17 protein-coding genes are annotated in these 14,257 nt (G+C 45.6%); 11 read left to right on the forward strand and 6 right to left on the reverse strand.

Going from position 1 to position 14,257, the window contains the following annotated elements:
* The first annotated feature begins 49 nt into the window (after window positions 1-49).
* The 5 genes from AAEO50_RS11800 (at window position 50) to AAEO50_RS11820 (ending at window position 2,712) form a co-directional block, all read left to right on the forward strand.
* Window positions 50-808: a DUF4230 domain-containing protein gene (locus tag AAEO50_RS11800; RefSeq protein WP_341983816.1), complete on the forward strand. Its 759-nt coding sequence runs from the start codon at window positions 50-52 to the stop codon at window positions 806-808.
* A 15-nt stretch (window positions 809-823) separates the two neighbouring features.
* Window positions 824-1,498: a uracil-DNA glycosylase gene (locus AAEO50_RS11805; protein ID WP_341983818.1), complete on the forward strand. Its 675-nt coding sequence runs from the start codon at window positions 824-826 to the stop codon at window positions 1,496-1,498.
* A 152-nt stretch (window positions 1,499-1,650) separates the two neighbouring features.
* Window positions 1,651-1,827 carry a uracil-DNA glycosylase gene (locus AAEO50_RS11810; protein WP_341983820.1) on the forward strand — a complete coding sequence of 59 codons (177 nt, stop codon included), beginning with the start codon at window positions 1,651-1,653 and terminating at the stop codon, window positions 1,825-1,827.
* Window positions 1,828-1,917: 90 nt separating this feature from the next.
* Complete coding sequence (locus tag AAEO50_RS11815) at window positions 1,918-2,214, forward strand: YwdI family protein (protein WP_341983821.1); 297 nt, start codon at window positions 1,918-1,920, stop codon at window positions 2,212-2,214.
* A 126-nt stretch (window positions 2,215-2,340) separates the two neighbouring features.
* A complete protein-coding gene (locus tag AAEO50_RS11820; RefSeq protein WP_175989961.1) occupies window positions 2,341-2,712 on the forward strand; it encodes a DUF423 domain-containing protein in 372 nt (123 codons plus the stop codon).
* Between the two features lie 161 nt (window positions 2,713-2,873).
* On the opposite strand, the gene gerQ is transcribed toward AAEO50_RS11820, so the two are convergent.
* Window positions 2,874-3,371: a spore coat protein GerQ gene (gene gerQ / locus AAEO50_RS11825; RefSeq protein WP_425383194.1), complete on the reverse strand. Its 498-nt coding sequence runs from the start codon at window positions 3,369-3,371 to the stop codon at window positions 2,874-2,876.
* A gap of 36 nt (window positions 3,372-3,407) precedes the next feature.
* The gene (locus AAEO50_RS11830; RefSeq protein ID WP_341983826.1) at window positions 3,408-3,830 is read right to left on the reverse strand and encodes a cell wall hydrolase; all 423 of its coding nucleotides are present in this window, start codon (window positions 3,828-3,830) and stop codon (window positions 3,408-3,410) included.
* Between the two features lie 255 nt (window positions 3,831-4,085).
* On the opposite strand from AAEO50_RS11830, the gene AAEO50_RS11835 reads away from it, so the two are divergent.
* On the forward strand, window positions 4,086-5,006 hold the full coding sequence (locus AAEO50_RS11835) for a LysM peptidoglycan-binding domain-containing protein (RefSeq protein ID WP_341983828.1): 921 nt from the start codon (window positions 4,086-4,088) through the stop codon (window positions 5,004-5,006).
* A gap of 88 nt (window positions 5,007-5,094) precedes the next feature.
* Here AAEO50_RS11835 and hemQ read toward each other — a convergent pair whose 3' ends face one another.
* Window positions 5,095-5,838, reverse strand: coding sequence for a hydrogen peroxide-dependent heme synthase (gene hemQ / locus AAEO50_RS11840; protein WP_341983830.1), 744 nt, complete (start codon window positions 5,836-5,838; stop codon window positions 5,095-5,097).
* A 317-nt stretch (window positions 5,839-6,155) separates the two neighbouring features.
* Here hemQ and pta point away from each other — a divergent pair, with 317 nt between their 5' ends.
* Window positions 6,156-7,127, forward strand: a complete 972-nt coding sequence (gene pta, locus AAEO50_RS11845) for a phosphate acetyltransferase (RefSeq protein WP_341983832.1) — start codon at window positions 6,156-6,158, stop codon at window positions 7,125-7,127.
* A gap of 406 nt (window positions 7,128-7,533) precedes the next feature.
* Complete coding sequence (locus tag AAEO50_RS11850; RefSeq protein ID WP_341983834.1) at window positions 7,534-8,376, forward strand: lipoate--protein ligase family protein; 843 nt, start codon at window positions 7,534-7,536, stop codon at window positions 8,374-8,376.
* Between the two features lie 102 nt (window positions 8,377-8,478).
* Here the strand turns inward: AAEO50_RS11850 and AAEO50_RS11855 are convergent, their stop codons facing one another.
* Window positions 8,479-9,138: a peroxiredoxin gene (locus tag AAEO50_RS11855; protein WP_341983836.1), complete on the reverse strand. Its 660-nt coding sequence runs from the start codon at window positions 9,136-9,138 to the stop codon at window positions 8,479-8,481.
* A 565-nt stretch (window positions 9,139-9,703) separates the two neighbouring features.
* Complete coding sequence (locus AAEO50_RS11860) at window positions 9,704-10,513, reverse strand: RsfA family transcriptional regulator (RefSeq protein WP_341983905.1); 810 nt, start codon at window positions 10,511-10,513, stop codon at window positions 9,704-9,706.
* 472 nt (window positions 10,514-10,985) lie between these two features.
* On the opposite strand from AAEO50_RS11860, the gene AAEO50_RS11865 reads away from it, so the two are divergent.
* From AAEO50_RS11865 to AAEO50_RS11875, 3 genes are all read left to right on the forward strand, one after another.
* A complete protein-coding gene (locus AAEO50_RS11865; RefSeq protein WP_341983838.1) occupies window positions 10,986-11,210 on the forward strand; it encodes a DUF1450 domain-containing protein in 225 nt (74 codons plus the stop codon).
* Between the two features lie 406 nt (window positions 11,211-11,616).
* The gene (locus tag AAEO50_RS11870) at window positions 11,617-12,918 is read left to right on the forward strand and encodes an HD domain-containing protein (protein WP_341983840.1); all 1,302 of its coding nucleotides are present in this window, start codon (window positions 11,617-11,619) and stop codon (window positions 12,916-12,918) included.
* An 89-nt stretch (window positions 12,919-13,007) separates the two neighbouring features.
* Entirely contained in the window at window positions 13,008-13,517 is a 510-nt protein-coding gene (locus AAEO50_RS11875) for a YwgA family protein (protein ID WP_341983842.1), read from the forward strand.
* Window positions 13,518-13,976: 459 nt separating this feature from the next.
* Here AAEO50_RS11875 and AAEO50_RS11880 read toward each other — a convergent pair whose 3' ends face one another.
* Window positions 13,977-14,162 (reverse strand): 2-hydroxymuconate tautomerase, encoded by a 186-nt coding sequence (locus tag AAEO50_RS11880; protein WP_032086972.1) that lies wholly within the window; start codon window positions 14,160-14,162, stop codon window positions 13,977-13,979.
* Window positions 14,163-14,257 lie beyond the last annotated feature (95 nt).

Here is a 14,257-nt window from a genome sequence, read left to right on the forward strand (position 1 = left end):
CCAAGATTCGACAGATTTTCTTATAATAGAAGGGAGGATGGTGAAGTGTGTGAGTACACAAAATGAAAAGATTCGACAGATGGAAAGGATTTTGGAAGAGTTAAAAGCGAATGAGAGAGAAGCTAGCGCTGCGGTGGCTGTTAATCATAGAACAAGAAGCAACAGGAATTCATGGAAGCTGATGACCTCGGTTCTTTCTTTTTGGAAGAATCGGTTACTTCTCATTCTGCTTTTGCTCATTGTTTTGGTAGGGGGAACCGCCATCGGGATGTATGTATGGCTCGGGGGCTCTACTTTTACAGAGGAAAAAGGGGCGTTTGTTGAGCGCATTCAGGAAATGAGTTCGCTGGCGACGGCTCAAGGATTTGTGAAAGCAGTCATCGAGCAGGAGGATAATCAGTTATTCGGAAAAGATATCAGTGCTGACATTCCGGGCACCAAACGGAAGCTGTTGATGGTGGTGCCGGGGTCGGTGCTCGCAGGCGTGGATTTACAGCAGATCGATAAAAACGATATAGTGGTCGATGAAGAGAAGAAAGAGATTCAGCTGACGCTGCCGCGTGCGGAGATCCTGCACGAACCATCGATCGACACTGAAAAGATCAAAACATTTTCAGTGGAAGGGGTTTTCAGGAGCGATGTCGATTGGAATGAAGGGTTTGCCCTTGCAGAAGTCGCAAAGGATTTGATCAGCCAGGAAGCGATTGAACAAGGCCTCTTGCAGGCTGCAGAGAAAAATGCCGAAAAATCGTTAAAGGGATTCTTTGAACAATTAGGTTATAAAGTGACGATTACTTATCAGGACTAGAAAGGATGTCTCGCATTGTCTTCTGCTATTTTTGAAAATGATTGGTCTGAGATTCTGGAGGAAGAGCTCCGGAAAGACTATTATCTGAAATTAAGAGAGTGGTTAAAGGGAGAATATCATTCGGCGAACACGTATCCGTCCATGTATGACATCTTCAATGCGTTTCATTATACGGCTTATCAGGATGTGAAGGTCGTCCTGCTTGGACAGGACCCTTATCACGGGCCGAATCAGGCGGAGGGGCTCAGTTTTTCCGTAAAAAAAGAAATCAAACCGCCTCCGTCCCTGCGCAATATGTATAAAGAGCTTCATCAAGATATCGGGTGCGATATCCCAGCGCACGGTTCGCTTATAAAATGGGCGGAGCAGGGTGTTCTGCTGTTAAACACCGTCTTGACGGTCGAGGAAGGGAAGGCTAACTCTCACCGTGGTAAAGGGTGGGAGCAGTTTACCGATAAGGTTATCACTCTATTAAATGAGCGAGAAAAGCCGATGGTGTTCCTTTTATGGGGAAAACCGGCTCAGAGCAAGCGGTCACTGATCGATGAATACAGGCATAAAATCATTGCCGCCCCTCATCCGAGTCCGCTGTCTGCTCACCGCGGTTTCTTCGGGAGCAAGCCTTATTCTAAGGCGAATCAATTTTTAAAAGAGCAAGGGATGGATGAAATTGATTGGTGTATTGAATGATGCTCTTTTCGCTGATTATGTCGTTTTAGATTAAAAACTTGGTGTAAATACGAAAAACAGCTATTGAGAAAGTTGTTTCACGTGAAACATATCTGAACCCCTCTATCCGCAAGTATGAGAGGGGTTTTAGTTAGCTTCGGGAGGCGAATCTGGTGAAAAATGAAAAGCGAGTCAATTGCTTTCAGTGCCGCTATTTTTATACCACGTGGGAACCGTCTCATCCGAGGGGATGCAAGGGATACGGCTTTAAGACGAAAGCGATGCCGTCCATGGTCGTCCTCCAGTCATCAGGCAGTCCATGTTTGAAGTTCTCGCCTAAATCAAAATGAAGAAACAGATTTGATTATTCTTCGAATTAGAATTAGGATTATGTAGTAGATAACGAACGATAGCTTTTGCAAGTTGAAAGGAGGCAAGGGATGAATATTCCTCATCAAAGTGTGATCAAAAGGATCGAACATGAATTGGGTAAAGCGAAATCTGCCGAAAAATCTCAGCAGGTCCGAGAGCATATAAATTCGATTAAAGTGTTATGCGAAGTGCTGCTGGAAGAGAACAATCAAGGAGGCAGCTATACTGTCCCTGTTCCGTCACAGCAGGCAGTCCCATTCGTTCCCCAGCAGCAACAGCCTGTCCAGAGACAGGTGTCGGTCCCTAAAGAAGAACCGCTGGAGACAGGCGATGGAGCCAATGGAGATTCATTATTTGATTTTTGATAACGGGTGGTTTACACAAGTAGTGGAAGAAGACTGCGGGTCCCATTTAAGGGAGCGGATTCTCCCACTTAGCCTATTCAACATTGCAGGTTGATAGAGTTTTAATATAAGCGGAGGAGTAGAACGATGAAAACATTTATTATCATCGGGGCGCTGAGTGCGTTCCTGTCAGTTGGACTCGGGGCGTTCGGTGCCCATGCACTGGAAGGCAAGATCGAGAAGAAATACATAGACACGTGGAATACCGGGGTTCTTTATCAAATGTTCCATGCGATCGGCATCATCATCATAGGTGTCCTGATGGGGACGGTTTCCCCGACGTCACTGCTGTCCTGGTCAGGCTGGCTGATGCTGATCGGAACGATTTTATTCTCGGGAAGTCTGTATGTCCTGAGCATATCCGGCATCAAAATCCTTGGGGCCATCACGCCGTTCGGCGGAGTGAGCTTCCTTGCCGGATGGATCCTGCTGGTGATTTTTGCTGCAAAAACGATGTAATGATAGTGAAGGCTGACTCTGAAAAATGGAGTCGGTCTTTTTTTGATTGGCTGGTTTCGCTTGTAAAAGAAGGCCCGTCCCTCGTTGCGTTAAAGCAACGAGGGACGGGCCTTCAAAATAAAAAGTGTTCAAAATTGGATTTTGAACACTTGAAGGTGGGGTTACCGTGGTGAATAGCTTGTCAATCCGGTTCCGTTGAATGGATATTCGTATTCGATTTCTTCATCGAATGTGATGTAGTCTAAGTAAATCATTGGGATCAGGTAACGCATACCGGTTTGGGGGTCACTTAAAATAAGGTGATCTCGGCCGGCGGCTTCGATGACGCCTTTGAATACTTTCGCATTCCATTCTGTGTTATTTTCAAATGTCGCATAAACGGTCGCCACTTTCCCTTTATTCAGGCGCAGGATGTTCTCGATATAGGATTCCTCTACAGGGAGCATGCCGGGAATGTTCTGCGATGGTCCCGGGGCATTTTGCTGTGCAGGGGGCTGAATGGCGTTATATTGCCCCTGGACCTGCTGGGCACCCTGAACCTGGCCTTGCCCCTTCATGCCGCCTCCGTAGTATTGACGATAAGGATCATACGCTTGATACCCTTGGTAATATGGGTTGAATTCTTGATTTGACAAGTGATATACCTCCTTGGAAATCATGATTTTTACGTTTCTGCCTAAAGAGAGCCTGGCAGTTTAATAGGCTTTTGGACAATCTTGTCTGGTTGGAATGAAAAAACAATGTGACTTGAAGCGGCCTGAATTGGACTGATTAAACCATTTGTCGGGACAGTTTCCTTCCGGCCGGAAGAACCATAATGAATTTGAAGCAGGATGAGTTCTTTCTCCTCTTATCGACCTTCTGGCAAGATTGATATCTTTCTCCCTGGCCCGTTGATAGAAATAACCCTTTTGTGTAGCTTCGAATCCTCCAGGTTTTTGAAACACCATTCTCTGGATCGTATTGATATCTTTGAAGTCCAGGCATCTTACCCTTACTCGGTTGACTCCCGTGTTTCCAACCATCAGCATCCCGAGCTGACCATCACCCTCGGCTTCGGCCCTCATCAATCGAGCGAGGAGCTTCACTTCCTTCTCGTTAAAAGGAACAACAGCCATCTTCCCACCTCACTTTAGAAGATGCATTCTGTCTCACTATTTCATGTCTATGTTCCATCGGGAAAAGATATTCTTACATTTAGTCAGATAAAAAACCTCCTGATGATGACCGGGTGAATCAACTGCCATGTATAATACAGCCTGCTTTTCTAAATCCTTTAAAATAGGCTCATCTTCATGTAACTTGCGGTTTTTTTCAGCCGTCTAATAAGGTGCAGGGAAGAACATCATGAGAAACCAAAATGGGGGATTACTATGAAGAAAGGGAAATTTTTCAAATCAGCTGCCCTGGCTTTGACCATATCTGCGCTGAGTGTCTCCAGTGCAGGGGCGGCAGGCTTCCATCTGATCCAAAAAGGAGATACACTCTGGAGTCTGTCGAAAAAGTACGGAATGACAGTGGACCAACTGAAGGAAGGAAACAACCTGGATTCAAGCTTGATTTATGCAGGTGATAAGCTTCAGGTCAAAAAAGTGATCACCGTCAAAAAAGGCGACACGTTATGGAACCTGGCGAAAAAGCATACCAGTACAGTCGGGCAATTGAAGCACGTGAATATGCTGAAGTCAGATACCATTAATATCGGGCAGAAGCTTGAAATTCCAACGGTTGTATTAGTCAGACCGGGCGATACAATGTGGGGAATCAGCAAGAAATATGGATTGACCGTAGAAGAACTGAAGAGAAGGAATGGGTTGAATAGCACCCTGATTTTTGCCGGTCAAGTATTAATGGTTAATAAGACTGCCGCTGACAAAGCACAGGGTTATGATGCAGATAAGGTCGTTCCGGGCTTAACGCCTCATATCGGGTACTACTACACTGCAGAAGAACCGCGAAGATTCATCCTTCAATCTGCCAATGATGATGACTATTTTGCCAGGATAGAAGTGTTGGATTCCAATGCGGATATCCGTACCGTAAAGAATCATGCACAAGTTGAGCTTGCGAGTCTGGGCGAGGTCACCGAACTCAGGACGGACAATTCATTGCCATTCTACAAAGGTGCTGAGTTTTTGCTGCATGCACACAATTCAGACACCCAGAAGAATATCGTTTTGAAAAAGGTGGATGGCGTCCTGTTGAAATTTACGATTCATTATCGGAATGCGGAGGAGTCGGAGGGAATTGTTCCTGAGATGTTGAAGATGCTGAATACGATTGAAATAAAATAAAGATGTTGAGCTGCTTCGTGGTTGAGGCAGCTTTTCAGGTAAAAAAAGCACGGAGATCGATGTCTCCGTGCTTTCCATTAAAAACAATTTATACATGAAGAAACTTTGAAATCCCGTCTTCTTCTAATAGGTTACCGACATAGAATGCACCGAATTCGCCGTAGCGTGCGCTCACTTCATCGAAACGCATTTCATATACAAGCTTTTTGAATTGAAGAACGTCATCTGCAAATAGCGTAACGCCCCACTCATAATCGTCAAAACCGACAGAACCGGTAATGATTTGCTTGACCTTGCCTGCATATTGACGGCCGATCATTCCGTGGCTCTTCATCAATGAACGGCGCTCGTCCATCGGGAGCATGTACCAGTTGTCATTGCCCTGGCGGCGCTTGTCCATCGGATAGAAGCAGACATGCTTCGCTTTCGGAAGGATCGGGTAGATGCGCTCCTGAACATAAGGGTTCTCATAAGGATCGCCCTCAGTAGGCATATAGTTTCCAAGCTCAACGACTGATACATAAGAGAATGTTGGAATCGTGAATTCAGCGATTTTAAGCTTGTTGAATTCATTTTCGATTTCATTCAATTCTTCCATCGTAGGACGAAGGATCATCATCATGAAGTCCGCTTTTTGCCCAACGATCGTGTAAAGGGCATGGCTTCCTTCTTTTGCAGCCTGCGTACTGTTTAACTTATCTAAGAAACGGTGAAATTCAGCAATCGCCGTTGCTCTTTCTTCACTCGGAAGCATCTTCCATGTCGTCCAATCGATCGCACGGAAATCATGCAGTGAATACCAACCGTCCAATGTTTGTGCTGGTTCTGGCATGTTCAATCACTCCTTCAAGTTCTTTTCATTTTCACTATATCATAGTTTGGTCAAAGAAGAGGAATGAGAAACCCAAATGTCGCTAAAATGGCACAATTATGGGATAGGAAGCGTTTTTACAGAACACACTAAGATGTGTTTATGGAGTGGAATGTTTACATGATGTACCGGGTATAGGGAGGGTGAAAGGAAAAGGGAAGTTTTTTGAAAACAAAGACTTTAATAGTGTAACCGAATTCATTTTTCCTTTTCCTTGAATTCCTATATGAGTAGAGTATTCTAAGAATGGATATGTATAAATCAAGGAGGTTCCTCTATTGAGTAACTTATTTACGACACTGACAGATAAAATCAAAGGCAAAGAACTGAAGATCGTTTTTCCAGAAGGCAAGGATGAACGTATTCTGCGCGCGGCTTCCCGTCTCGCAAGCGACGGAGTATTGACTCCCATCGTCGTAGGGAATGTAGATGAAATTCAAGCGGTGGCAGACCAATCAGGTGTGAAGCTTGAAGGTTGCGAACTGATTGACCCTGCATTATTCGATGGCATGGACGACCTAGTGAAAAGCTTCGTTGAGCGCCGTAAAGGGAAAGCGACAGAAGAAAACGCGAAGAAAATCCTTCTCGACGGCAATTACTTCGGAACGATGCTTGTGTACACTGGACAAGCACACGGACTTGTGAGCGGTGCTGCCCATTCAACGGCTGACACGGTCCGCCCTGCTCTTCAAATCATCAAGACAAAAGAAGGCGTACGCAAGACATCAGGCGTATTCATCATGGTGCGCGGTGAGGAGAAATACGTATTCGCCGACTGTGCGATCAACATTTCACCTGACAGCCAGGACCTGGCTGAAATCGCGGTTGAAAGTGCAAAGACAGCAGGCATGTTCGACATCGACCCGCGTGTTGCGATGCTGAGCTTCTCCACAAAAGGATCTGCTAAATCAGCAGAAACGGAAAAAGTGGTCGAAGCCGTGACGATTGCAAAAGAAAAGTCTCCTGAACTTACAGTAGACGGTGAATTCCAATTCGACGCAGCATTCGTTCCATCTGTTGCAGAGAAAAAAGCTCCCGGCGCAGACATTCAAGGAAATGCGAACGTTTTCGTATTCCCGAGCCTGGAAGCGGGTAACATCGGCTACAAAATCGCTCAGCGCCTAGGAAACTTCGAAGCAGTAGGTCCGATCCTTCAAGGATTGAACGCTCCTGTGAACGATCTTTCCCGCGGATGTAATGAGGAAGATGTGTATAAGCTGGCATTGATTACGGCTGCTCAGGCGCTGTAATTGCTTGTGTTGCGGAAAGCTGGACTCTTTTTGGGGTCCGGCTTTTTTTGTGGGGGCGTGGGGTGTGTACCAGGTACATTGGGGTTGATTTGTAGCGGGTACAATGTGGCTTTTTTGTACCAGGTACAAGTGAAAGGGTTTGTACCTGGTACACCCATCATATGAGGGTGGTGCCTGGCTCGATTGGGTTGATTTGAGCCAGGCTCAAAGTGGGCAATCTGAGCCAGGCTCGTTTTGACCGGATTGAGCCAGGCTCAAATAAGAGGATCTGTGCCAGGAACAAATCGCCCTATTTGTGCCAGGCACAATCCCGCAGCCCCGGACAAATCCCCGCCAAGAGCCAGGCACTCCCAACCCCATTTTATGTTATAATAAACCCGCATGTTTTCAGTGAAGGAGAAGCGTTATGGATAAGGAAAAAGCGTATGCACTGCTCCGTCAGGAACGATGGAGAGTGATTGATCAGTCGAGTCTCGGGCCGATGTTCGGTGCACTGCAGTCTTTTGCAATGGATGATACGTTGTGTACGGCTGTGGGAGCGGCTCAATCTGATCCGGCTGCACGTTCGTGGGTCCATCATCAGACGGTGGTCCTTGGTATACAAGATACGAAATTGCCGTTTCTTTCTGAAGCGTTAAACACGTTGGAGGAAGCTGGTTATCAATATATTGTCCGGAATTCCGGGGGTCTTGCGGTTGTACTGGATGCAGGGGTCCTGAATTTGTCTTTGGTGTTCCCGGATTCTGAGAAAGGGATCGATATCAATCGGGGCTACGACGCCATGTGGCTGCTTGTGCAGGAGATGTTCAAGGATTTTGAAGTAGAGATGGAAGCGAAGGAAATCCCGGAGTCGTACTGTCCGGGGAGCTATGACTTGAGTATCCGTGACCGGAAGTTCGCCGGGATTTCGCAGCGGCGCATCCGGAATGGTGTGGCGGTTCAAATCTATCTGTGCGTCAATGGAAGCGGCTCGGAGCGGGCGGAATTGATCCGACAATTTTATGAAATGGGCCTTAAGGGTGAACAGACGAAATTTACGTTTCCGTCCATTCAGCCTGAGGTTATGGCTTCGTTATCAGAGCTGCTCGGCGTGGAACTTTCCGTGCAGGATGTGATGCTTCGGTTCCTGCAGTCGTTGAAGGCACTAAGCGGTGAGATTTACTCCAGTGCCCTTCAGGGTGAAGAGTACACGATGTATGAAATGTATTATCAAAGAGTCGTGGAACGGAATGAGAAGGTTTTGGGGTAACTTCATATGCAGTATAAAGATCAAATGGCCGATTGGTGCATTTGGTCTTTTTTTATCGTGGAGGAAATAAAAGACTATCCAAGTAAGGATAGCCTCGTTTGTTTAAATATCTTTTTTTGATATATACCAGTCGATATACTCGATGTCTTTTTCCTCTGCCCTTTGTGCCGCTTCTTCCTGTGATTTTGGAGGAGAAACCACCGCTTTATCGCCTTCCTGCCAATTGGCAGGTGTTGAAACACCATGTTCATCAGTTACTTGCAGGGCTTTAACCAGTCTCAGTATTTCCTGCATATTTCTCCCGGTGGTCAATGGATAATAGATGATCGATCGGATCATTTGCTTGTCATCGATGACAAAAACCGCCCTGCTCGTTTCTACCTGGCTTTCTCCTGGCATGATCATTCCATACTTCATCGCTACCTTTCTATCCAGGTCTGCAATAACGGGAAAATCAATAGAAGTATTGAAATTCTCTTCGATGCTTCTAATCCATGCAATATGAGAAGGCACACTATCGACACTTAACCCGATGAGTTCTGTATTTAACTGTTTAAGGTCTGGATGAATTTCTTGAAATGCAACGAACTCCGTTGTACATACAGGAGTAAAATCAGAAGGATGCGAGAATAATACAACCCACTTCCCTTTATAATCTTCCAAGCTTATATTTCCACGGCTGGTAGCTGCTTCAAACTTTGGCGCTGGATCCCCGATTCGAGGCATTGTCATTTTCTGATCTTCTGTTTGTACCTGATCCATCTTTATTACCTCCTATTAGATAAATACGTACATAGGTATAGTTACCACGCCTTGATGAAACTTAATCAGGATATCGAAGGATTGAATCAAAAGTCGTACAGTCCTTTTTTGCGGTCTTCCATTTTGATTAAGCAGCGGCGGATTCAGTCTGGATCCGATTTAAGAAACTATTCGCTTTTCCGGTGATTGGTTTGGCGGGGGCATTGGCGGTTTTTCTAACAATTATTGAGAATATCGGATGGATGTGATGGTCAGATTGGAGAATGGTAGAGCTGGTTTTATTAAAGGTGTGAGTGTCGGGTATACCTCGTAGTGTATATTTGAACTGGATGGTCCTGTTTCGCACATATATTAAAAAGATCGCACATAAATTTGAGATTTCGCACATATATTCAAAATTTCGCACATAAATCCGCAAATATCGCACATAAAAGTGGCGCTTGCTTTGAAATGAGCGGCTAATACCCTACATAATCCCGTGAAATAATAAAAGCCAGTACACCCTTTATTGAAAAAAGGCATACTGGCTTGGAAACTCTATTAAAAGGGGGGATCACTATAAATGTTACTCCGCGACCTTTTCCAAATTCCCGTTGCGGTCCATCTTGAAGCGCGGTGCTTTCGCTTCGCCTTCTTCGTCGAACAGGACAAGCTTGCGGGCGCGGTTCATGATTTGCATAAGTGTTTCGTAGTCTTCCTGCATCGTGACTGAGTTGTTTTCGAGCTCGGCGACTTTCTTTTCAAGGTCTTTGTTTTCTCTTCTAATCTCCGCGATTTCGTGCTTCAATCTCTGATTCTCGATTTTTACGATATCCGAGTTAATGCTTGATTGCGCCATGTTTTGCAGGAAGGCGATCACCTTTTCAAGTGTCACTTCACTGCGAAGGCCTGATGGATTCACCATGTGGTTACTGGCTTGTGCCTGTGGTGCGACGGTTTGCTCTTCGACAGGTTCAGAAGCTTCCACTTCCGGCTGACGCGCATTTTGTGAAAGCTGCTCGGTTGCAGGTACATAATCTTCGAACTGGAACTCCATTTCCTCTTCCGCTTCCTCCATTGATAGAGACATAGCATCCAGTTCTTCATATGAAGGTGTAGGCGGCTTGTATAATAGCTTCTTCTTTCCGCCTTGATCTTTCCCCAGTAATCGGTGGCGCTGTTTGCGTTGTTTTTTTGCTAGTTGAAGAGCTTTCTCATACTGGTGGCGCACCACTGCATTCCAGCGGAACCCGCAGGCTGCGGATGTGCGGTTCAGTTTATCCCCAACTTCTTCAAAAGCGTTTAGCTGCGTACTGCCTTCGCGTACATGACGCAAGACGGTTTCGGCTAATAGTAAATCATTTTCATCAGTCCAGGCGTCCTGTCTTGTTTTCATCATACTCATCTCAACTCCCATCAATTTACTTAAATGACTCTTTGATTAAAGGATGGGCAGTTTTATAGATTTTTATACGAATATGTTAAAAAATTTTTGAAGTTGGTAGTTTCGTTGTTCATTCCTTCAATTACCGCTTATTGATTTCCGTGGAAGACTTCGCTTTCCGCGGGCGGCCGGTGAGCCTCCTCGTCGCTGCGCTCCTGCGGGGTCTCACCTGTCTCGCTTTTCCCGCAGGAGTCTTCGTCTTCCACTCCAATCAAACGCTGGATTCGGTTAAACCAACGCAAGCTCCATTTATTACGAGAGGCGGCCATCCTCGCAACTGCATCAATAATCAATGACCCGTTGCAATTGAATCACCACAACCTGGAAAATACACTCTCTTGCAAATCCGTGCAGAAAACTGTATTCTATAAAGCGATGTTTCATAAAATAAATGATTTCAATAGATAGAAAGGGTTGTTGGCAGATGGCAAACGAATTCCGGGTTTGCGATGATTGTCAGGCCGTAAACTTAAAGACCTTGATTCCCAAATTAAAAGAGGTGGACCCTGACGCACCGATCGATATCGCATGTCAGTCCTATTGTGGTCCAGGACGCAAAAAGACATTCGCCTTTGTCAATAATCGTCCGGTAGCGGCATTGACGGAAGAAGAACTAATGGAAAAGATCGAAAAGAAAATTAAGAAATAAGCATGGTTTTCAACAAACTTCCGATTAGGGAGTTTTTTCTTTTCCCCTTTAAACCACTAAACTCCCGTCCCTCGTCACTTTAACGCGTTGAAAGCCCGTCCCTCGACACGTTAACGTGCTAAAAGCCCGTCCCGCGGTGCTTTAGCGCGGTGAGGGACGGGCATTGGGCTGCGGAGGTTTATGTTTGGTGGTTAAAGGAAATTATTTATGGGGAAGAGAATTATGATAAGAGTGTAAATTTTTTGTCAAGATGGTGTGAATGGATGAAATTTTTTTGAGGAGATTTGAGTGCCCGGTATGATGTGTTTAGGGGACATTTTTATATTTTTTTCGACAAAATTCGAGATGAAGACCGGGTACAAAGTCGCTATAATAGAAATATGCTAGTTTAGGAAGAGGGTAAAAGATGGAGTATTCCAAGCAGAAATTACATGAAGAAAAAGTATTTAAAGACCCTGTTCATCGATATGTTCATGTAAAAGATCGCGTGATTTGGGATCTGATTGGAACGAAGGAGTTTCAGCGTCTCAGAAGGGTCAGGCAGCTGGGAACCACGTATCTGACCTTCCACGGTGCAGAGCATAGCCGGTTCAACCACTCCCTTGGGGTGTATGAAATCATCCGCCGTATTGTGGATGATGTTTTCGATGGGCGTCCTGAATGGGATCAGGATGAGCGTCTGCTATCCCTTTGTGCTGCGCTGCTTCATGACCTCGGGCACGGACCTTTTTCACATTCATTTGAAAAAGTGTTCCACCTTGATCATGAGCATTTTACCCAGGCGATCATTTTGGGGAATACAGAAGTGAATAGAGTTCTCTCGAAAGTCGGGAAGGATTTTCCGAAGCATGTGGCTGAGGTCATCGCGAAGACGTATGAGAACAAACTCGTCGTTAGCCTGATTTCGAGCCAGATCGATGCTGACCGCATGGATTACTTGCAGCGGGATGCTTATTTTACCGGTGTCAGCTACGGTCACTTCGATATGGAACGGATCCTGCGCGTGATGAGGCCCCGTGAAGATCAGGTCGTGATCAAGCAGAGCGGGATGCACGCTGTTGAGGATTACATTATGAGCCGTTACCAGATGTACTGGCAGGTTTACTTCCACCCTGTGACGCGAAGTGCAGAGGTGATCCTGACGAAGATTTTACATAGAGCAAAGGAGCTTCACGAAACGGGATACTCTTTCAAGCAGAAGCCCCTTCATTTTTACTCCCTGTTCACAGGGGATGTGGCACTCCAAGACTACTTAAAGCTCGATGAATCGGTGATTATGTATTATTTTCAGATTTGGCAGGAAGAAGAGGATGGAATTCTGAGGGATTTATGCGAGAGATTCATGAACCGCAATCTCTTTAAATATGTCGAATTCGATCCGGCGAAGGAATATAAGAAGCACAGTGAGCTTGAGACCTTATTCAAAAAAGCGGGAATCAACCCCGATTACTATCTGGTTGTGGACTCATCTTCAGATCTTCCTTACGATTTCTACAGGCCGGGTGAAGAAGAGGAACGTCTTCCGATCCATCTTTTAATGAGAAATGACGAACTTCGGGAGCTCTCGAGGGAATCGGATATCGTGGATTCCATTTCGGGCAAGCGCAGAACCGACCATAAATTATACTATCCAGTGGATTTACTATACGACGAATCAACGAAGAAGAATATAAAGAGACAGATCCGTACGATTCTGGAACTATCTTAGAAGAGCGCTGTTTTTTTAAAAAACAGCCGTGACACCAAAGCCAATGGGAATCTGCTAAACGCAATACTAGGAGTAGGAGATGACGTACATTGTTGAAAGAACATGCAAAACTGATGAGTGCCTTTTTAGCGTCCGGTGAAGTGGTGGGAAGAAAGAAGCTGCAGAAGATGATTTTCATCGCGAAGAAGCTGGCATTCCCGTTTCAGGAAAAATTCCAGTTCCATTTCTACGGACCTTACTCAGAAGAGTTGACCCTGCGCGTGGAGGAGCTCTGCAATATGGGGTTCATCTCGGAAGTGCGGGAGAAAAAAGGCGGCTACTACCAATATCGTTACACCGTCACGAAAGAAGGGGAAGAATTCCTTTCCATCTATGAAAAGGAAATCCCGTCCCTCAAGGACTGCCTGACGGACATGAACGGACAGTCCGCACGCTTTTTGGAGCTCGTATCGACGGTCTTATATTTTGATAATCTTTCTAAAGAAGAAGTTTGCGAGAAGGTTTTCACGCTCAAAAGCAAGCAGAAGTATACGGAAGAAGAAATTGATGAGGCGTTTGCCTACATTGACGGATTGAAGAAAGTTAAGGTTGTTCAATAATTGGATGGAGGGACTGCTCTTGTGGGAAGGGCGGTCTTTTTGTTTATACGAAAAGTCCTCTTCGAACACCGCTGGTGATTTCCGTGGAAGACTTCGCTTTCCGCGGGCGAGCAGGGAGCCTCCTCGTCGCTGCGCTCCTGTGTGTTAGAAAAGCGGAGGGGCTTTGCTCAGAGGCGGGGAGCATAAGGCGAATCGGCCACGAAGGCGTTCTTTGCCTTCTTGGACGAGTTGACTTATGACATGTGCCTCTAAGCCCCGGAGCTGGACACGTCTCCCCAGCTTCGCTTTTCCCGCAGGAGTCTTCGTCTTCCACTCCAATCAACAGCTGTAACAGGTTAATAACAAGGTAATATCCCCTTATTAATCTCGTTAAGAACTGACAAACTCCCCATATCAAAACCTGTGAGCCAAAAATAAAAACACCCAAAGCATCTGCTTTAAGGGTGTTTCATCATGCAACTACTGATCACTCAATCTCTTCCCGCCAACTGCGTAGTGGCCCTTCGTCATTTCTTCAATGAATACGACGATTTTGTCTTCTGAGGCACCGGTCGTTTCGCTGACGGCCTGTGTGACTTTTTCAACGAGGGCTTTCTTTTGGTCTTCTGAACGTCCTTCGAGCATTTTTACGGTAATGTAAGGCATTATGATTCGCTCCTTATCTCTGATTTTGATACAATCGTGGGTAGAACCCTGCTACTTTACTGTAATCGGAGAAGGGCGGGGAAGCAAGCTTGGAT

The sequence above is a fragment of the Rossellomorea oryzaecorticis genome, from assembly GCF_038405515.1.
GTDB lineage: Bacteria > Bacillota > Bacilli > Bacillales > Bacillaceae_B > Rossellomorea > Rossellomorea oryzaecorticis_A.